The sequence below is a fragment of the Lysinibacillus sp. NPDC093692 genome (assembly GCF_050280125.1).
Classification (GTDB): Bacteria; Bacillota; Bacilli; order Bacillales_A; family Planococcaceae; genus Lysinibacillus.
Map to the genome: position 1 here is coordinate 74,558 of NZ_JBNNUW010000005.1, position 19,692 is coordinate 94,249.

The 19,692-nt window shown below is 37.6% G+C and carries 19 protein-coding genes; 4 read left to right on the top strand and 15 right to left on the bottom strand.

Annotated features, from left to right (window positions below; genetic code table 11):
* The first annotated feature begins 224 nt into the window (after positions 1-224).
* Entirely contained in the window at positions 225-467 is a 243-nt protein-coding gene (locus ACQKN4_RS07415) for a MarR family transcriptional regulator (protein ID WP_427483260.1), read from the top strand.
* Positions 468-573: 106 nt separating this feature from the next.
* Positions 574-1,569: a serine hydrolase domain-containing protein gene (locus tag ACQKN4_RS07420; RefSeq protein ID WP_079563207.1), complete on the top strand. Its 996-nt coding sequence runs from the start codon at positions 574-576 to the stop codon at positions 1,567-1,569.
* 120 nt (positions 1,570-1,689) lie between these two features.
* On the opposite strand, the gene ACQKN4_RS07425 is transcribed toward ACQKN4_RS07420, so the two are convergent.
* Positions 1,690-2,304 (bottom strand): cysteine peptidase family C39 domain-containing protein, encoded by a 615-nt coding sequence (locus tag ACQKN4_RS07425; RefSeq protein ID WP_427483094.1) that lies wholly within the window; start codon positions 2,302-2,304, stop codon positions 1,690-1,692.
* 295 nt (positions 2,305-2,599) lie between these two features.
* Here ACQKN4_RS07425 and ACQKN4_RS07430 point away from each other — a divergent pair, with 295 nt between their 5' ends.
* A complete protein-coding gene (locus ACQKN4_RS07430; protein WP_427483096.1) occupies positions 2,600-3,367 on the top strand; it encodes a MerR family transcriptional regulator in 768 nt (255 codons plus the stop codon).
* 235 nt (positions 3,368-3,602) lie between these two features.
* Here ACQKN4_RS07430 and ACQKN4_RS07435 read toward each other — a convergent pair whose 3' ends face one another.
* Positions 3,603-4,691, bottom strand: a complete 1,089-nt coding sequence (locus ACQKN4_RS07435) for a M42 family metallopeptidase (protein ID WP_079561565.1) — start codon at positions 4,689-4,691, stop codon at positions 3,603-3,605.
* 94 nt (positions 4,692-4,785) lie between these two features.
* Entirely contained in the window at positions 4,786-5,271 is a 486-nt protein-coding gene (locus ACQKN4_RS07440) for a dUTP diphosphatase (protein WP_079561566.1), read from the bottom strand.
* A gap of 103 nt (positions 5,272-5,374) precedes the next feature.
* Here ACQKN4_RS07440 and ACQKN4_RS07445 point away from each other — a divergent pair, with 103 nt between their 5' ends.
* Positions 5,375-5,770, top strand: a complete 396-nt coding sequence (locus tag ACQKN4_RS07445) for a sigma-w pathway protein ysdB (RefSeq protein WP_079561567.1) — start codon at positions 5,375-5,377, stop codon at positions 5,768-5,770.
* A 101-nt stretch (positions 5,771-5,871) separates the two neighbouring features.
* Here the strand turns inward: ACQKN4_RS07445 and ACQKN4_RS07450 are convergent, their stop codons facing one another.
* The 12 genes from ACQKN4_RS07450 to polA form a co-directional block, all read right to left on the bottom strand.
* The gene (locus tag ACQKN4_RS07450) at positions 5,872-6,132 is read right to left on the bottom strand and encodes a DUF1294 domain-containing protein (protein WP_079561568.1); all 261 of its coding nucleotides are present in this window, start codon (positions 6,130-6,132) and stop codon (positions 5,872-5,874) included.
* A 137-nt stretch (positions 6,133-6,269) separates the two neighbouring features.
* Positions 6,270-6,629 (bottom strand): 50S ribosomal protein L20, encoded by a 360-nt coding sequence (gene rplT, locus ACQKN4_RS07455; protein ID WP_053592414.1) that lies wholly within the window; start codon positions 6,627-6,629, stop codon positions 6,270-6,272.
* 58 nt (positions 6,630-6,687) lie between these two features.
* Entirely contained in the window at positions 6,688-6,888 is a 201-nt protein-coding gene (gene rpmI, locus ACQKN4_RS07460) for a 50S ribosomal protein L35 (protein WP_004226312.1), read from the bottom strand.
* A 31-nt stretch (positions 6,889-6,919) separates the two neighbouring features.
* The gene (gene infC / locus ACQKN4_RS07465) at positions 6,920-7,423 is read right to left on the bottom strand and encodes a translation initiation factor IF-3 (protein ID WP_024363824.1); all 504 of its coding nucleotides are present in this window, start codon (positions 7,421-7,423) and stop codon (positions 6,920-6,922) included.
* Positions 7,424-8,217: 794 nt separating this feature from the next.
* A complete protein-coding gene (gene thrS, locus ACQKN4_RS07470; RefSeq protein ID WP_427483099.1) occupies positions 8,218-10,149 on the bottom strand; it encodes a threonine--tRNA ligase in 1,932 nt (643 codons plus the stop codon).
* A 518-nt stretch (positions 10,150-10,667) separates the two neighbouring features.
* Entirely contained in the window at positions 10,668-11,606 is a 939-nt protein-coding gene (dnaI, locus tag ACQKN4_RS07475; RefSeq protein WP_240518281.1) for a primosomal protein DnaI, read from the bottom strand.
* Between the two features lie 2 nt (positions 11,607-11,608).
* Positions 11,609-12,991, bottom strand: a complete 1,383-nt coding sequence (locus ACQKN4_RS07480; RefSeq protein ID WP_240518277.1) for a replication initiation and membrane attachment family protein — start codon at positions 12,989-12,991, stop codon at positions 11,609-11,611.
* Between the two features lie 15 nt (positions 12,992-13,006).
* Complete coding sequence (gene nrdR / locus ACQKN4_RS07485) at positions 13,007-13,477, bottom strand: transcriptional regulator NrdR (RefSeq protein ID WP_049667519.1); 471 nt, start codon at positions 13,475-13,477, stop codon at positions 13,007-13,009.
* 196 nt (positions 13,478-13,673) lie between these two features.
* Positions 13,674-14,696 (bottom strand): glyceraldehyde-3-phosphate dehydrogenase, encoded by a 1,023-nt coding sequence (locus ACQKN4_RS07490; RefSeq protein WP_079561574.1) that lies wholly within the window; start codon positions 14,694-14,696, stop codon positions 13,674-13,676.
* 859 nt (positions 14,697-15,555) lie between these two features.
* A complete protein-coding gene (gene coaE, locus ACQKN4_RS07495) occupies positions 15,556-16,149 on the bottom strand; it encodes a dephospho-CoA kinase (protein WP_427483102.1) in 594 nt (197 codons plus the stop codon).
* A 13-nt stretch (positions 16,150-16,162) separates the two neighbouring features.
* On the bottom strand, positions 16,163-17,035 hold the full coding sequence (gene mutM / locus ACQKN4_RS07500) for a bifunctional DNA-formamidopyrimidine glycosylase/DNA-(apurinic or apyrimidinic site) lyase (protein WP_079561576.1): 873 nt from the start codon (positions 17,033-17,035) through the stop codon (positions 16,163-16,165).
* A 12-nt stretch (positions 17,036-17,047) separates the two neighbouring features.
* Complete coding sequence (polA, locus tag ACQKN4_RS07505; protein ID WP_427483105.1) at positions 17,048-19,675, bottom strand: DNA polymerase I; 2,628 nt, start codon at positions 19,673-19,675, stop codon at positions 17,048-17,050.
* Positions 19,676-19,692 lie beyond the last annotated feature (17 nt).

Consider the following 19,692-nt stretch of genomic DNA (forward strand, 5'->3'; position numbering starts at 1 on the left):
ATAATGCGAACAATCGAATATTTATGCATATTCAAGGAAATTGCATTATTGTTAATACATATTTATAATTTATATATATTAATTATTTAGGTAGTAAAACGTATGGATAAGGAATTGGTACATCTTATTTAGGAGATTAATCAAGTTGAATATGAAACCAATTTAAGGTTAACCGAAGAATTTCCCTCTTTGTTGGATGAAACATTAACTACAAAACAAGCAGTATTTTTAAATCTTCTTCAGACGAAAGGCCCCTTCAAACATATGAATTGGCAAAGTTAATGGGGACATCCGCGAGTGCTGTTAGCCAGTTAGTAAATAGGCTGGAGCAAGAAAGTTTTTTTAAAAGAACAATGAGTAAAAAGGATCGTAGAGAAGTGATTATAGAGCTAGATGAACGAGGGTATCTTTATTTTCAAAAGCAGGAGGAAATTGAGCTTACTATTATTTATAAATATTATTCATAGCTCAATCGAGAGGACTTGTTACAATTAAAGGACATACTTTTGAAATTACATTCTATTATTTCAGCGGAGCAGGAAAAAAATAAGCGTTCATAATGGAGGTATTCTTTTGGATTTACATAATTTAAAAAAAGACATTTTTAAAATTGCTTATCCCTATATAAAAACTCGCCCAAATGTTGCTTTATCCATTGGTATCATATCTCAAGGTCAGGAAGCTACCTTTACTTTCGGTGGCTCGAATTTTATGCTGGAAGAAAAGTCTTACATATATGAAGTTGGCTCAATTTCTAAAGTTTTTACTACATCCATATTAGGGGAAATGGTTCAGGAAGGAAAAGTCCATGTCGAAGATTCTATAGGCAAATACTTTTCTGCAATTCCCGATACTCACCCTGTTACGCTCAAGCGTTTAGCCAATCATACTTCTGGGCTACCGGGAATAGGTGTGCTGAAGAACATTTACAATGTTTTTGATGCGCAGACACCTCGTGATCCTTTTTGTCAATATTCACTGGACGAGACTATACATTATTTTAAAACGCATACGGACGAGCCTAAAGTTAAATTTCGATATTCTAATGTAGGGATGGGGCTTTTAGGATATATTTTAGCTAATACACTTCATACTGATTTTGAAACTGCTATCAAACAAAGATTAACAGATCCTTTAAATATGCCAAATACTTTTATCTCTATCCCTACCAATCAGGCAGAGGCAGTATTGCAAGGATACACTATCCTCGGACATAAAAAGCCACCTCTCCAAATGAATGAATTTATGGCAGCAGGGGCAGTCCGTTCAACTGTTAATGATCTTTTAAAATTTACGAAAGTACATTTAAGTGATGAAAATTTAGGTTATACATTAACACATCAAGCAACTGAAACTTTTTCAGAAAATATAAGTATTGGTCTAGGATGGCAACTCGATCACAATATCATTTGGCATAATGGTTCGACGAAAGCTTTTTCAAGTTATTTAGGGTTTGATAAAACACAACAAACGGGCGTCGTTGTTTTATCAAATTATCGATCTCCTATATTGGCGGCAAACCCTAGTCAAATTGGTAAAGATATATTGCAGCTTTTACAGGTTCAATAGATGATTTTATGAATATATCGATAAAAATTTTGAATTTATCGCCTAACTTTTTTAGTTTATCGACATAAAAAAACAGCCCTCAAACATTTAAGTTTGGGGGCTGTTAGAGTAAAAATATCATTATCTTTGCGTGGCGTCTACAGTTATGTAAGTATTGCTATAAAGAACCATATTAATATTTTTCACATTCCACAGTTTCCTAAATTCATTAATAGGAACTTTTCGATTATAGCTATTGTTATCATCATTACAATTCGCCAGTTCCCTTAGTGATTCTAAAAGGTAGACATATTCCTTGTCATATCCTACGACAGGGACAAAATGCAAATTATTACGATCCTTATGTACTTTAATAAAAACAATTACGGGAGTTCCTTTACTAACTTCGTACTTTAATGTATTTATATTTCCTTTATAATAGCTTGTTTTAAACCCCTTTTTTCTTAACAACGTACGGATTCCTTTTGGATATACATTGCCTGACCTCACTTTACTAGGGAAATTAGTATATAACTCATCACCATCGGCCTCCATTCCAAAATGACGCAACACATATGCTGTTGAAAATGCTGCACATTCCCTATTGTTTTGTATATCTATCCTATTATTTCGTTTAATTAGATAGTTAGCCGGATAATCTCTTTTTCGTAAAACAGGTATGGGTAATGTCATTAAATATGCATTAATGATCGTTGATATAAATATCCATAAAATAACTGTTCTAACTATAAACATACTACTCCCTCATTGCTTTGCGTCCATATCGCAACATTATTCTAAGCACTTCTTTAACTAACCTACCCCGTTGGTTTAATGACTGAATAATCAGTTATTACGCCTAGTGTAACATATTCACAAATATTGGTGTGTGGGAATTAGACCTCCCCATACCGTCTCGGTGTCTGTAACAGACAATCTCATTTTTTGCACATTTACCATTTATCTATCACCTCAAACTTTAAATTTCTCTCTTGAACCTCTAGTTACTTGATGTATTATGATTAACTTATACCAATGGATAGGAGGAATTTTGATGAATAATAAAAAGTTTTCTATTGGAGAATTTTCAAAAAGGACAGGAATACCAATTCCTACTTTGCATTACTATGATGAAATTGGTATATTACAACCTGAAAAAAATCCTTCTTCAGGGCATCGCATTTACAATCATCAAGATATTATTACCTTACAAAAAATTATCAGTCTAAAATTTCTAGGGTATAGCCTTGATAAAGTTACTACTTTGTTAAATGAATCAAGTTTTAATATGGATTTAAATGAAAGTTTGTCCCTCCATTTATATGCTTTAGAAAAAGAAAAGGAACAAATTGAGCAAACAATGCGAGCAATTAAAAGAGTAATTACATTAGTCGAGGAGGAAGGAGAAGTAGATGGTACTGTATTATTAAGCCTTATATATAGTATGAGTACAGAACAAAAACAAAATGAATGGATGGAACAACAAAAGTTAAAGGTTGTTGTGGAAGAGTTATCAAAGAAATCAGAAAAAGATCAAATTGCATTGGATAAAACATTTATTCATTTAACTAAAGAAGTGAAAAGATTATATGGTTATCCAGTAGAAGGCTTGAAAGTACAAGAGATGGTTAAGGAATATTTAGAAGCTTCTTTTTCATACCTTGGTGAAAATTTGATACAAAAACTTGCCGATATAGATATAGAAGAGGTGGATATTCAAAAATTCGAAAATATGTCTTCTTCCCCTTTCACGGAAGATGAACAAAAATGGTTAAATCAAGCAATGCAATATTATATGCAATTCACAGAATTAGTTTAGAAATGGGCTTAGTTAAATAATTTGAGGGTAAAGTTGAAGAGATAAAACATATTTTACTGAGCTCCGTTGAAGTACTGATTTTGCGCTTCACGGATGGCTAAAAGGGGCTATATTTTAATAAGAATAGGACTTGCGTGTATGATTGAATTTCAAACAAGTCCTTATTTCAAAAAAGCCCCCTAACATGTTTGTTAGAAGGCAAAATTATGGTATATCTATTTAGTACTTTCCACGCTTAGTCAAAAATAATTTTATTCACTGCATCACGGTCTAATTTTTTAATAACTTCCACCATTAATTTTACAGCATTATCATAATCATCACGATGTAAAATACCTGCATGTGAATGGATGTAACGTGTAGCAATACCGATTGATAGTGCTGGTATACCATTTGCAGTTACGTGGATAGAACCAGCATCTGTACCGCCACCAGCCATTGCCTCGAATTGATATGGAATATTGTGCTCATCAGCCACATCTAATACGAATTCACGTAAGCCACGGTGTGAGACCATCGATGCATCGTAAACAACGATTTGTGGACCGGCACCCATTTTACTAGTTGATTCTTTTGCAGTTACCCCTGGAGTGTCTCCTGCTACACCTACATCGACAGCAAAGCCGATATCTGGTTGGATTTTATGTGTAGCCGTTTTCGCACCACGAAGCCCCACTTCCTCTTGAACATTCCCTACAGAATAAAGGATGTTTGGATGCTTTTCATTTTGCAAAGCTTTCATAACATCAATGGCAATTGCACAGCCAATGCGGTTATCCCATGCTTTTGCTAATAAGTATTTTTCGTTTTTCATCACATTAAATTCGAAATATGGTGTTACCATATCGCCAGGACGGACGCCCCATTCTAGAACTTCTTCTTTTGAAGCTGCGCCAACATCGATAAACATATCTTTAATGTCTACCACTTTGTTACGCACATCTGCTGGTAAAATATGAGGTGGCTTAGAACCAATAACCCCAATAATTTCATCGCCTTTACGTGTTGTAATTGTTACACGCTGTGCAAGCATTACTTGGCTCCACCAGCCGCCTACAGTTTGAAATTTGATGAACCCTTTGTCATCGATTTGAGTAACCATGAAGCCTACTTCATCTAAATGACCTGCAACCATAATTTTAGGGCCATTTTCATCGCCAACTTTTTTAGCAATGACGCTACCTAAATTATCCTGTTCAACTAAGTCTGCATATGGTCCAATGTATTTTTTCATGACCTCGCGCGGTGCACGTTCATTACCTGCTATACCATTCGCATCTGTTAAATCTTTAAACATTTGTAATGTTGAATCTAGCTGTGTCATCCTTTTACCTCCCGACTCTTGTATCTCCTCTATTATACTTCGTTTACCGAAATATTCCTAGTTAAATCGTCTGAAAATTGTTGGATTTCTTACTTTAATACCCCGAACGCTGACGATTATAATTTTCTTCATTTTTCTCTATATATGCCGCAACTACGTCCTCAAACGTAAAGCCTAGATTAAACGCAAGTAATCCATAGCATTGCCAGATCACTAAATATCTATCCTCAGTTGGTTGACTAATAAAACTTAAAATATTGTCTTGTGTCATTAAAAATGTCTCTGTTAAATCTCTCTTCTCTTCAATCACAGGCCATTTTTCTATCGCTGTATAACCTTTTAATAGGCCCAGTGATAATATAAAATGAATCGAATCCACATATTCTTCTAGAATCACATCACGTTCCGAAGCTCCCTTTGTGCTCCAAAACTTAAAGCAACGTGTCTCATTTGCAAGTTCAGCTAGCTCTACCATTAAGGCTAAACCTTTTTCTTTAAATACATCACGTTCAATATTTTGAGTTTTTTCGATGAAGTCATCAAGCTCTTTTTGCATTTTAAACAATTTTTGTAAATTCATTTTTTTCTCCTAAATTTCTTAAAAATATTTATATAAAGTGAAACTAATTGCCCCTTACAATCGTATAGGAAGGAATAACCTTTCTTCAAGGGGGAAATTAAAAATGTTGCCGTTACTTATTCGTCTTGCTGTTATTACGCTTATTATCTATGTATTTTATAAAGCGATTCGTTATATAACCGATCCTAAGCGAAAACTTGATGAGGCCTATGAAAAAGGCCAGTATTATTTTTATGATGACGTCAAAAATGTCCGGAAAAATTTCTTTATCTCTTACAAGGGTGCTCTTTTCGAAGGTGAAAAATACCTCGGCACGACTGAAGATGCCTTTGAAGTTGTGACGATTTTCGTTGGCGCCCGTGACGCCGCTACACTGCAAGGTTTTACGAAAAAAGACTTTGTATACTTACAGCAAGAAATTCTATTGAACTATCCGAGCGCAAAAATAAATTGGAAGCAGCCCATTGAAAAGCTTATGCACAATACATCCTCAGAATGAGGATGTGTTTTTATTTATCGGAATGTTTTTGAGTTTTATCGGAACATTCTCGGGTTTTATCGGAATCTTTTTGTGATTTATCGGAACATTTTCCGGTTTTATCACCATAATTGTACTAAGATAAATATTTGAATAGCTGCTAGCAGTGGGAAACCAAATGCAAAGCTGTTATGTCGTGTTTTATGACGGAATAAATACATTCCCAGCACGCCACCTGCTGCACCCCCAGCAATTGCTAATGTAAATAACGTACGTTCTGCAATACGCCACTCATGTTTTTTTGCTTTTGATTTATCCATGCCCATCATAACGAGCAGGACGATAGAAACAATCGCCATATAAGCCAATAATGCTTGCCCCATTGAATACTCCTTTTAATTTTCTATTTACTACTACTCTAACACAAAAAAGACTGACGGATAAATCCATCAGTCTTTCAATAACTTTGCACCTGTCGCTTCGCTTTCGGTGCAGAAATAATTTTTGACTTTGTCAAAAATTATTTAGCTACTGCTTTTTTTGCAGTGTCTGCTAATTGAGTGAATGCTGCTGCATCAGTTACAGCTAGGTCAGCTAACATTTTACGGTTAACTTCGATACCAGCAACTTTTAATCCGTGCATTAAACGGCTGTATGAAAGACCGTTCATGCGAGCAGCTGCGTTGATACGAGTGATCCATAATTTACGGAAATCACGTTTTTTCTGACGACGGTCACGGTATGCATATTGACCTGACTTCATTACTGCTTGGTTAGCAACTTTATATAATGTATGTTTAGAACCGTAGTAACCTTTAGCTAATTTCAATACTTTTTTACGACGTTTGCGCGTCACTGTTCCGCCTTTTACGCGTGGCATATGAATTACCTCCTGCTTTTCATTAAAAAATGAATATTAGTTATTTTGTGTTGTCAAATTATTTCATGTATACAAGTAATGATTTGATGCGTTTGAAGTCACCAGATGAAACGATGTTTGCTTTACGTAGGTGACGTTTTTGTTTTGTAGATTTGTTTGCGAATAAGTGGCTTCCATAAGCACGGTCATATTTTAATTTACCTGAACCCGTTTTTTTGAAACGTTTCGCAGCTCCACGGTGAGTTTTCATTTTTGGCATGTCGAATTCCTCCTAAACTGTTCGTCTAATATTATTTCTCGTTCTTTGGTTGAAGAACTAAGAACATGCTTCGGCCTTCCATCTTCGGTTTTTGTTCAACCGTCGATACTTCAGCACAAGCTTCAGCAAAACGATCTAACACACGTTGACCAATGTCTTTATGTGTAATCGCACGACCTTTGAAACGTAAGCTACATTTAACTTTATCACCTTTTTCAAGGAATTTAATAGCATTACGTAGCTTCGTTTGGAAATCATGCTCATCGATTGTTGGGCTCAGACGAACCTCTTTCATTACGATGACCTTTTGATTTTTACGAATTTCACGGTCTTTCTTTTGCTGTTCAAACTTAAATTTACCATAGTCCATGATACGAGCGACTGGCGGCTTGGCTTGAGGGGCCACAAGGACAAGATCCAAGTTTACACGAGTGGCGATTTCTAGCGCTTCGTTACGTGTCTTTACACCAAGCTGGTCACCATTGTGATCGATTAATCGAAGTTCACGTGCGCGAATGCCTTCGTTTACATACATGTCTTTGCTAATAGTAATCCACCTCCAAGTAGTTGTCGCGAATACATGGTTTGGGCAAAGCCTTGCCCGGTTGAACGGTACATCATCTTGTCATGTCCATAAAAAAAGGACGGACACTTTGAAGATGTCCGCCCGCTATATGTGCATGCGCAAGTCTACGCAAAACAATTCAACGTGTCATACCTGTTCACAGCCCAAGAGCGTTGTATCAGGTGAGAAGCGGGCAGCCTCTACTTCAACCACAAACTTTGTATTCATTAACCTTAACTATATTAACATGTACTTTTATAAGCTGTCAAATGTTTTTTAGCTTATTTCTAAAACAATTTCGCCTTGGCGTAATTTTGTCTGGGTTTTGAATTGTGCCAGCACAATTCATTCCTTTCAATCCGTGACATCCGCCGGAGGCTTTATCTTCATTCAGTATGAGTTTGGTTACACACTAAAATGGAACCACATACCCATTTATCTCTACACTTTTAGAGGGGGAATCTTCTTCTGAATGAAGATAAAGTAACCTAAAAACTTTTAATCTAAACCATTATAGTGGTTATCATCATAACGTGTGGTCGTTGATTTCCGTTCCGGCTGGGCGCTTTCCTGGGGCGTCCGATGAGCCGCTTCACTCGCGTTGCTCGCTCCAGTGACGCTAATCCCCAAGGAGTCGCCCAGCCTCCATTCCAATCAACTTATATAAATGGCATACGGATGTCATCTCAAACTTTTTATGTTCTTGCCAGGCGAATCCTAATCCTTCTTCAATCTGATCGAATTCGCCTGCAAAAGCATTAAAATTATTTTGTAATTTCAGCTTTAATGTTAGCTAAGAAGTCTTGGAAGCTAATTGTTTCTGAATCTTTTGAGCCGTAACGACGTACATTTACGCCACCAGCCTCTACTTCTTTGTCTCCGATAACAAGCATATACGGGATTTTTTTCATTTGTGCTTCACGGATTTTGTAACCTAGTTTCTCTTCACGGTCATCCATTTCAACACGTAAGCCTGCTGCAGTTAATTGCTCTTCAATTTGTTTAGCATAATCAAAGTGTGCTTCGTTTGAAACTGGAATGACTTCAACTTGTACTGGTGCTAACCATGTTGGGAATGCACCTTTGTATTCTTCGATTAAGAAGGCAACGAAGCGTTCCATTGTTGATACTACACCACGGTGAATAACAACTGGACGATGTGGTTTACCATCTTCTCCTACATAAGTTAAGTCAAAGCGTTCTGGTAATAAGAAGTCAAGCTGAACTGTTGATAAAGTTTCTTCTTTACCTATTGCAGTTTTTACTTGTACGTCTAGTTTAGGACCGTAGAATGCCGCTTCACCTTCAGCTTCAAAGTAATCTAAGCCAAGCTCATCCATAGCCTCTTTTAACATGCTTTGTGCTTTTTCCCACATTGCATCGTCGTCGAAGTATTTTTCAGTATCCGCTGGGTCACGGTAAGATAAACGGAATGAGTAATCATTTAAATCGAAGTCTTTGTAAACTTCTAAAATTAATTGTACTACTTTTTGGAATTCCACTTTAATTTGGTCTGGACGAACGAAAATATGTGCATCATTTAAAGTCATCCCACGTACACGTTGTAAACCTGAAACAGCACCTGACATTTCGTAACGGTGCATTGTACCAAGCTCAGCAATACGTAATGGTAGGTTACGATAAGAATGCTTGCTGTTTTTGTACACCATCATATGGTGAGGGCAGTTCATCGGACGCATAATTAATGTTTCATTGTCCATTTCCATTGGTGGGAAAATAGAATCTTGGTAATGATCCCAGTGACCAGAAGTTTGGTACAGCTCTTTAGAACCAAGTACTGGTGTATAAACATGCTTATAACCAAGAGATAATTCTTTATCTACAATATAGCGCTCAATAACACGACGGATTGTCGCACCGTTTGGTAGCCAAAGCGGTAAACCTTGACCAACTTTTTGAGAAGTTGTAAATAACTCTAATTCTTTACCGATTTTACGGTGATCACGTTCTTTTGCTTCTTCAAGCATTTGTAGATGATGTTTTAATTCTTCTTTTTTAAAGAAAGCAGTACCATAAATACGTTGTAGCATTTTATTATCTGAGTTACCTCTCCAGTATGCACCAGCTAATGAAAGAAGTTTGAACTCACGAAGCTTGCCAGTTGATGGTGCGTGGATACCACGGCAAAGGTCGAAAAATTCGCCTTGATGGTAAATAGAAACTTGCTCATCCTCTGGAATCGCTTCAAGTAATTCTAATTTATATTCATCGTCGATTTTTTCATAGATCGCTTGTGCATCTGCACGGCTTACATTTTTGCGCTCTATCTCTAGGTTTTCAGCGATAATTTTTTTCATTTCTTTTTCGATTGTTGGTAAGTCTTCAGCAGTGATTGGAGTTGGTGAATCGATATCGTAGTAGAAGCCACCTTCAATAACTGGACCGATACCAAGTTTAACATCTGGGAATAAACGTTTAATCGCTTGTGCTGTTAAGTGCGCAGTAGAGTGACGTAAGATTTCCAGTGCTTCCTTATCATCCTGAGTAATAATTGAGATTGTTGCATCCTCTTCAATTGGTGTTTTTAAATCGGCTAAGACACCATTTACTTTACCCGCATATGCTTTTTTACGAAGTCCTGGGCTAATTGATAATGCTACGTCATCAGTAGATGTGCCTTTTGCAAATTCCTTTACAGCGCCATCTGGGAAAGTTAATTTAATCATATCTGACATTTTTCTGCACTCCTTATAGTTTTGTTGTGATGCATGATTGAAGTCAAAGAATCCCCGGAATTGATCCTCATTCAATAGGTGTTTGGACACTCACTGAAAAGAAACTACATCCGCATTCGTTCACCACTATTTTCCACTGAACGAAAATAAAAAAAGCTCCGTCCCTACGAAAGGGACGAAGCGTATGTTCGTGGTTCCACCCTTCTTCCTTCCGACTTTTTATAGTCAGACGAAGCTCAAGGCTAGCTAACGGGCTAGGGACCGGCAAAAGATTATCCCTTTCGCTGCTCAGCAGGTAGTAAATAATGTGCTCAAACTAGGAAGCTTACAGCCAATGACTTCCCTCTCTAAAAGCCTTACACAAAATTCATGTCCTCATCAATGCATTTGATCAATTATGCCTCGGCATAATCCGAAGGCTTTAACTTTTTCAGTAAGTGTTTGGACACCGGTTGAAAGAAGTTAATTATTATATGTGACAGTATACGCTCGATTGTCATAAAATGCAACTGCCAATCTTACAGACGTCTATTTTGCCCGCCCATTTTAATCGGCTCTGTCAAGGCTTTAATACGTTCCATAACACGCCCAGCCTTCACGACTTCTATGTCACCTTTTTGTGACTGTGCTAAATGATGCTCCAACTCATCGTAATTAAAATTAGATGTAATGAATGTTGGCAATTGCTCTGCCATGCGGTAATGGAAAATAGTTCCCAAAATTTCATCTCGCGTCCAAGCAGTCATTGTTTCGGCTCCTAAATCATCAAGCATTAGCACTGGTGCCTTTTTCACATAGTCTATTTTTTCATTCAATGTGTTATCGCCAATTGCATTTTTCATTTCTCGTAAAAATTCAGGTACGAAAACTACAACTGACTTTACTTTAGCTTTCGCAAGTTCATTAGCTAATGCGCCTAGCACAAAAGATTTCCCCACTCCAAATTGACCATATAAATAAAAGCCTTTAGCAGGCAAATCCCCTGTATCTAGTACATTTTGAACAAAATCAGTCGCACGGTTTGCAATGTCAACACGTGTATGATCATCAATAAATAAATCACTGATAGTAGCTTGTAGCACATCCTTTGGCATATGCATACTTGCTATCATATTAGCAACATCACGGCGCTCATCTTCACGTATCTTTTGCTCGCATTGTACATAATCAATTTCAACAGTACTCCTTACTACACGTAAAGTAGGTAAAAAACCTTTTAAGTAATTTGTACAATTTTCTGTATTGTCACAGCCACAACAGACTGTAGATTGACTAATAAATTCATGAAGCTTCGGTAAATTACGTTCAACCGCATCATAGCTTAACTCATCCATATGCTCAGCTAAAAACTCTTGCACACGAGGGTTTTCTAATATTTCTTTACGCATCGCTTCATATCGTTCTTGAAATGATGGTACCTTAATTGCTCTTTTCAATGGTCCATTAATCGGTTCGATTGTCATTCACCTACCTTATTTTGAATATTACCTAATTTTTCTAGTATCTTTTGTCTTTCCTTTTCAAAATCAGTAGCGCCAGTATTTGGTGTATCTTTTAATACTTCCTCTGATTTTTCATTACGCTTATAAAACCAATCCGGTACTTTTTCCTCTCGGCGATTTTTTGTGTAAGAGTTCTTTTTTGCCGAAGACTGAGGTTTATTTTTCCACGTAGTGTACTTATCATGTTCTTTACGTGCTAGCTCCATTGCTTCTTTTGCTGTTTGAATATTTTTACGTACCCAATGATCCGCAATCGTTTCCACATATTTCTTAGGTAGCTTCATATCAGTTGTTAGCATTACATATTCCAGAAGAGCATTAACAACCCCTACCGGCATTCCATGCTGGACAATTAAACTCTCTGCAAGCTGTACGGAGGTCTGTAGCGGTTCTTTGCCATTATTGATATCTCGCAATACTTGCACTGGGGGAGTCGTCTCTAAATATTGCTGAAGCTCCTGGTCCTTTGTTTTTTGGCCCGGTTCTTCTACGGATGACGTCTCAGTCACTCTAGCAAGCTTTGGTGGTTCCTTTGATACCGTTAGCTTATAAAAATCCGCAGCGGCCTTACGTAAACGTTCCAATGAAATACCTAGATCATCATCTAATGCCAGAATTACTACCTTTTGCATATCGAGTGCCGTTAAGCGATATAAAAATGCTAATTTCGCTATTGTTTCGCGCACCTCAAATGTAAGTAGGCTTGCCGGGACTAGTTGCTCCGATAAGCCCGCTTGCAGCAGTTCAAAGTCAAACTGGTCAAAATAAAACGGATATATCTTTTGCTGTGTGTCCTTACGACTAGTATCTACTTGTAAATCATCTGGAATCCTTGTACTTACAGGCTTAAAAACATCTATGAAGGCACGCGATACATCTTTAAATTCTGCATCTCTTGTAGATGGAATAAAACGCTGACGTAACTTCCGATAAGCTTGCTCCCCGATTTTACTAAATAGAAACATCGACAGCAGTGGGTCTTTCATAAAACTATCCGCATCAAGTGGACGTATCAGCTCATATAAAAAGCTTCGCTCGCCATCATCCTCTTTTTTCCATGTACGTAACAGGCCAATTGCTTCAAGCGCAATACGTGCCTCAAATACTTTGCCAATAGGAAGACCTAACACATTCATTAAATAATAATGTGTCATTTGCTGCTTTGGCATTTGCTCAGCCTCTGCCCATAATGTTAAATAAAGGCTGATTGGTTCCGCTCCAATTAAAGGCTGATAAAAAAGCGTTACTAATTGACGTTCCTGCGTAGAAAGTGCATGAGGTAGACGAATGTCAAAAGAATCAGCAGGCTGTAATTCCTTATACAAATGGATCAACGTCATTCCCCTCTCTATTTCCTATAATTTCTGCTCTGTTTGACGTTGGATAATTTCTTTAATTTCTTCAATAAAGACATTGATATCCTTAAATTGACGGTAAACCGATGCAAAGCGCACATACGCAACCTCATCGATTTTCGCTAAGCGATCCATTACCATTTCTCCTACATCCTCAGATCGGACTTCAGAATTCCCAATACGGCGAAGATCTTTTTCAATAGACATTACTAGTCCTTCAAGTACTTCAAGAGAAACAGGACGTTTTTCGCAAGCACGAATAAGTCCACGAAGTACCTTTTCACGGCTAAATTCTTCTCGTGAACCCTCTTTTTTCACTACAACTAACGGTGTCTCTTCAATTTTTTCAAACGTTGTAAATCGGAAGCCACATGACTCACATTCACGACGTCTACGAATTTCTTTATTATCATCAACTGGCCTCGAATCCACAACACGCGTTCCGTTAAATTGGCAAGATGGACATCTCATATAATTACTCTCCTGATTTCACAACAATTTAGTATTTCTATTATAACAAATTTCCTATGTATAAGAAAAGCGCATTGACGATAGTGTGCTCATGATAAGCCTTGAAAGCAGAAAGTACAAGCATAGATTTTACAATCTAATACAAAAAGCACATTGAAATCACTCGGATTTCAATGTGCTCAACATATTTGCTTGATTATGCATTAACCGTTTCTAATGCTTTTGCCACTTTTTTCACAAGATCTACAACGCGTGCTGAATAACCCCACTCATTGTCGTACCAAGCAAGCACTTTCACTTTGCGGTCACCCAATACCATTGTAGAAAGTCCATCTACTGTTGAAGAGTAAGTTGTTGTATTGTAATCAGAAGATACTAGAGGCTCAACTGAGAAGTTTAAAATGCCTTTCATTGGACCTTCAGTAGCTGCCTTAACGAATGCAGCATTGATAGAATCTACAGTTACATCAGTATTTAAATCAACTACTAGGTCAACTAATGATACGTTTGGTGTTGGAACACGAAGTGCCATACCATGAATTTTGCCTTCTAATTCCGGTAACACTAATTTCAATGCTTTTGCAGCACCTGTAGATGTTGGAATGATAGACTGTGCGCAACCACGTGCACGACGTAAATCTTTATGCGGATTGTCTAAATTCTTTTGGTCATTTGTATAAGCGTGAACTGTTGTCATTAAACCGTTTTCGATACCAAATGTGTCATTTAATACTTTAGCAACTGGTGCTAAGCAGTTTGTTGTACAAGAAGCATTTGAAATAACATCATGTTTTGTGATATCAAGTTTCTCATCATTTACACCTAAAACAATTGTTACGTCCTCGTTTTTACCAGGTGCAGTTAAGATAACTTTCTTTGCGCCTGCTTCTAAGTGCATTGCTGCTTTTTCACGATCATTAAATTTACCAGTTGCTTCAATAACGATATCCACACCCATTGTTGCCCATGGTAATTTTAATGGGTCGCGTTCGCTAATAATTTGAACACGTTTACCATTTACAATTAAAGCATCGCCTGCAGGCTCCACTGAACCCTCGAACGTTCCATGATTTGTGTCATACTTTATCAAATGTGCTAACGTTTCAGCTGGGTAGCTGGCGTTAATTGCAACGATATTTAAACTTTCTTGTACGATCGCTTGGCGGAAAACCATACGTCCGATACGTCCGAAACCATTAATAGCAACTGATACTGTCATTTATAAAATCCTCCTGTGAGTGCAAACTCAGATTAATTATATACTTTATGGTGATTAGTATAACACAATTTCAAAAAAGATGAACATTATATATTCATAATATTAAAGTTCTTATTTTCTGAAAAATAAAATCGCCTAAATTAGTCCTTATTATGGTATAAACTCACAAAAAAATGCATAACAAAGTGTTTTTGCTATGCATTCATAGTATTAAAAAACAAAATTGGCAAGGAAATCTCAGTGAATGGTATGGCTCTTTAAAGGATGATTTTCGTTCCGGGCTACTCGCTTTCGCACGGGAGTCAAGTAGCCTTCCACTCCAATCAGCAATAGCGTAGAATTTTTATAAATATAATTTAATGCTATAGGTAAAAAGTAAAAGTTATGCTACTCACCAAACAGAAAAAACTTATAATTGTGACGCATTAGAATACATGTAGATTGATTGTAGTGGGGGCTGGGCGACTCCTTGGGGAACAGCAATAGAGGAGCAAAGGCTAAAATCATCACATCCTGTGATAACGCCTTCGTGACCAACATCCTGTCGCTGCCGCTACGTTAGCACTACGCTTTCGCACAGAAAACATTTGTTGCCCCAAGCGGCTCATCGGACGCCCCCAGGAAGCTCTGCTCTGCGCGAAAGTGAAGCGGCAGCGAATGTTTTATCTGTGCGAAAGCGAAGCGACAGCAACAACGAAGCGCTCAGCCGGAACGGAAATCACCCCCTGTTTTGCCGAAAGAGCCATACTTTATTTAATGTGACACCTTATTTTCAATGACTTAATAGTTTTTAACAATATGAAATGCGTAGCAATATGGCATTGCTACGCATCGAATGATTTTACAGATTTTTAATTAATTATAATACGTCCCAAGATGTCAGGATTTTTTTCAGTTGGTGCTCTGTTTGTTCTAAATTTTCATTGTTGTAAATAACCGCATGGGCACCTTTTTCTTTGACTGACATTGGTAACTGAGAATGCATTCGTGCTAGTGCATCCTCCTTTGATAAGTTGTTACGCTCCATTAATCGACGGAGCTGTACCTCTTCACTAACCGATACCACGATAATGCGCTCGACAAAATGCTGTAATTTATTTTCAAATAAAAGTGGAATATCCATCACAACATGCTTTTCTCCGGCATCTATATACGCATCGCGCTGGCGTAACATTTCCTTGCGAATAGCAGGATGCATCATATCATTTAACATTTTACGCTTAACAGGCTCGTGAAAAATAATATCGCCAAGCTTAGCACGATTTAAACTCCCGTCTTCTAGCAATATATCTTGTCCAAAATTTTCAACAATTAGCTTTAAAGTCTCCGTTCCTGGTTCAACAACATCACGCGCTACAATATCTGCATCGACAATTGGTAAACCAAGTGCTGTCATCATTTTTACTACTGTACTTTTTCCGCTCGCTATACTTCCTGTTAATCCGATAATCATAGTTAAATCCCCTTTAATGTTGACAATTTGGGCAAAAGACTGATGTGCGCCCACCTATCGTCATTTGGCTCGTTGCAGTTCCACACGTTGGACACAACTTCTTCCCATACATTTGCAGTCGATTCTGCATACTTCCAGCCTCACCATTTATATTACGATAATCTGAAATTGTTGAACCGCCTGCTTCAATGCTTTGGCGTAAAATAGCGACAATCGCCTCGAACAATTCACGTTTACGCTTTTCACTAATGCGGTTCATTGTACGGGCCGGATGAATTTTTTGCGCAAATAATGCTTCTGTTGCGTAAATATTACCACAGCCCGAAATGACTTGCCCATCCATAATTACATCTTTAACGGCCTTTTTCTCATATTTCGGCAACTTTGATTTCGCAATAAAATAATCACATGCTATTTCATCGAATGGCTCTGGTGCCATTTTTGTTAATGGTGCATGTTCCTCAATTTTTGTTAGAAAACGTAGTTCACCAAAGCGGCGTATATCTGAATAAATTAAATAGCCACCATCTACCATTTGAAATGTAGCATGAATATGCTTTTTAAATTTCACCTCTTGGATTTCCTCAGGCGAATTTACCACAAACCAAGCACCTGTCATCCCTAAATGACTAACAAGCACATAAGGGACATCTTCCTTCAGTAAATGAAAGAAGATGTATTTTGCTCGTCGTTCTATTGTTGTAATCGTCATTTGAGACAACGATATTTCAAATGCATCAGGCTCGGCTTGCTTCACGATACATTGCTTTCCTTCCCCAAAGGAAAAACGAATAATTTCAGATAGTTGAACTTGTTGAATTGTCCGCCCTTCAATTTTAGGTTTTAATGCCTGGACGACACCTTCAACCTCTGGTAATTCAGGCATTTTAACCTCTCCTTATTTTGCTTCGTACCAAGTTGCACCGTAGTTAAAATCTACTTTTAATGGTACTGAAAGCTCGATTGCGTTCTCCATAACTTCTGGTACTATTTTTTCAAGCAATGTAATCTCCTCTTTAGGTGCTTCAAATATTAATTCATCATGCACTTGTAAAAGGATTTTTGCCTGCATATTTTCTTTTTTCAAACGAGCATCCATATCAATCATTGCCTTTTTAATAATATCAGCTGCACTTCCCTGAATTGGTGTATTCATGGCAGTACGCTCTGCAAAGCTTCGTAGATTGAAATTCGAGCTCGTAATGTCAGGTAAATAACGACGTCTATTTAAAATCGTTGTCACAAAACCATTAAACTTCGCATCTTGGACGATATCATCCATGTATTGTTTTACACCTGGGAAACTCGCAAAATATTTCTCGATAAATGTAGCAGCTTCCTTACGAGTAATATCCAAGTTTTGTGATAAGCCATAATCACTAATCCCATAGACAATACCAAAGTTCACCGCTTTTGCAGCGCGACGCATATTACTATCGACCTCATCTGCTGAAACATGGAATACATCCATTGCTGTACGTGTATGAACATCCATACCTTCACGGAAAGCTTCGACTAAATTTTTATCATTCGACATATGGGCTAATACACGCAATTCGATTTGCGAATAATCGGCAGAAAATAATATCCAATCTTCTTTCGATGGCACAAATGCCTGACGAATTTTTCGCCCTTCTTCTAAACGAATCGGGATGTTTTGTAAATTCGGATCCGTTGAGCTTAAACGCCCTGTAGCTGTTAACGCTTGCTGGAATCGCGTATGCACCTTACCATCCTCTTTATGGATTTCTTTTAGTAAGCCTTCGATATAAGTTGACTGTAATTTTCCTAGCTGGCGATATAAAAGAATATGCTCAATAATCGCATGCTCTGGTTTTAATTTTTCCAATACATCCGCTGCAGTGGAATAACCTGTTTTCGTCTTTTTAATAACAGGAAGACCAAGCTTATCAAAGAGAATAACGCCTAATTGCTTTGGTGAATTAATATTGAAGGTTTCTCCTGCTTCAGCATAAATTGCTTGTTCAATAACAATTAGCTTGTCATTCAATTCCTGACCCATCTTCTCTAATGTGGCACGATTGACCGTGATCCCTTCACTTTCCATTTCCCCTAAAATAGAAGCAAGTGGAAGTTCTAAGTTTTTATAGAGCTCGAATTGTTCATTTTCCTTTAACAATGTCTCAAGCTTTGGCTGTAAAGACCACACAGCAAAGGCTTTGCGGCTAGCATGCTCAGCAAGTGCATCTATAGCTGGTATAGCTCGTTTCGCGCCTTTACCATAAACAGCCTCATTTGCCTGCACATTGCGATAGCCCAGTTCTTTTGCAAGAGTTGCCACATCATCTCCACTTAGCGCAGGGTTATTAATATAAGAAGCAAGCAATAAGTCAAATTCCACACCAGCTAAACGTATTCCCGCACGTTTTAACGCAGCTTGAGATGCTTTTGAATCAGACATGTACTTTATTTTAGTAGCATCTTCTAACCAGAGACGAAGAACATCTGATTTAGCCGCAAGATCAAAAGGCACGTACATTGTTTTCTCTCCATCTGTTAATGCAATACCTAGTTGCTGGCAAGTATGATAATGCTCGTCCTCTAACTCCAAGTGCACTGCCATTACATCTTTTAAATGCTCTTGCTTTACTTCTTCCACAATTTCATAGTCAAAAGGTGCCTGTTCCTCTTCTTGGACAGTAAAATCACTTTTTTCTAGTAGTGATTTAAAACCAAGCTCTTGCCACACACTAATTAATTCTTCCTCATTCGGACCATTGTAAGCAAGATCAGAAAGCGTTATATCAATCGGCGCTTTTGTAAAAATAGTAGCTAGCTTTTTACTCATTAGTGCCTGTTCTTCATTGGCAACTAATTTTTCTTTCATTTTAGAAGCCTTCACCGTATCCATTGCCGCATAAAGCGACTCTACTGAACCATGCTCTTTAAGTAATTTAACAGCCGTTTTTTCACCGACACCTGGTACACCAGGGATGTTATCTGAAGAATCCCCCATTAAACCTTTCATATCAATAATTTGTCCAGGCGTTAAGCCATATTTTTCTGCAATAAAAACAGGTGTATTTTTTTCAATTTCAGTAATACCTTTTTTCGTAATGTATACTGTTACTTGCTCAGTCGCGAGCTGTGTTAAGTCACGATCTCCTGATACAACGATGACATCCATATCCTGAGTCGAAGCTTCAGTGGCAAGTGTCCCTATAATATCGTCCGCTTCGTACATTTCAAGCTCATATCGCTTAATACCATAAGCATCGATAAGCTTGCGTATATAAGGGAACTGCTCAGATAATTCTGGTGGAGTCTTTTGTCGACCACCCTTATATTCCGTAAATGTTTCATGACGGAAGGTTGTCTTACCAGCATCAAAGGCAACCAAAATTTTCGTTGGTTGCTCTTCCTCCAATATTCTTTGTAGCATCGTTGTAAAGCCGTACACTGCATTCGTATGAATTCCACTATCATTCGTTAATAATGGCAACGCGAAAAAAGCGCGATACGCTAAACTATTGCCGTCCAATAATAGCAATTTATCCTTTGTCATGATTTTATCCTCCTGCG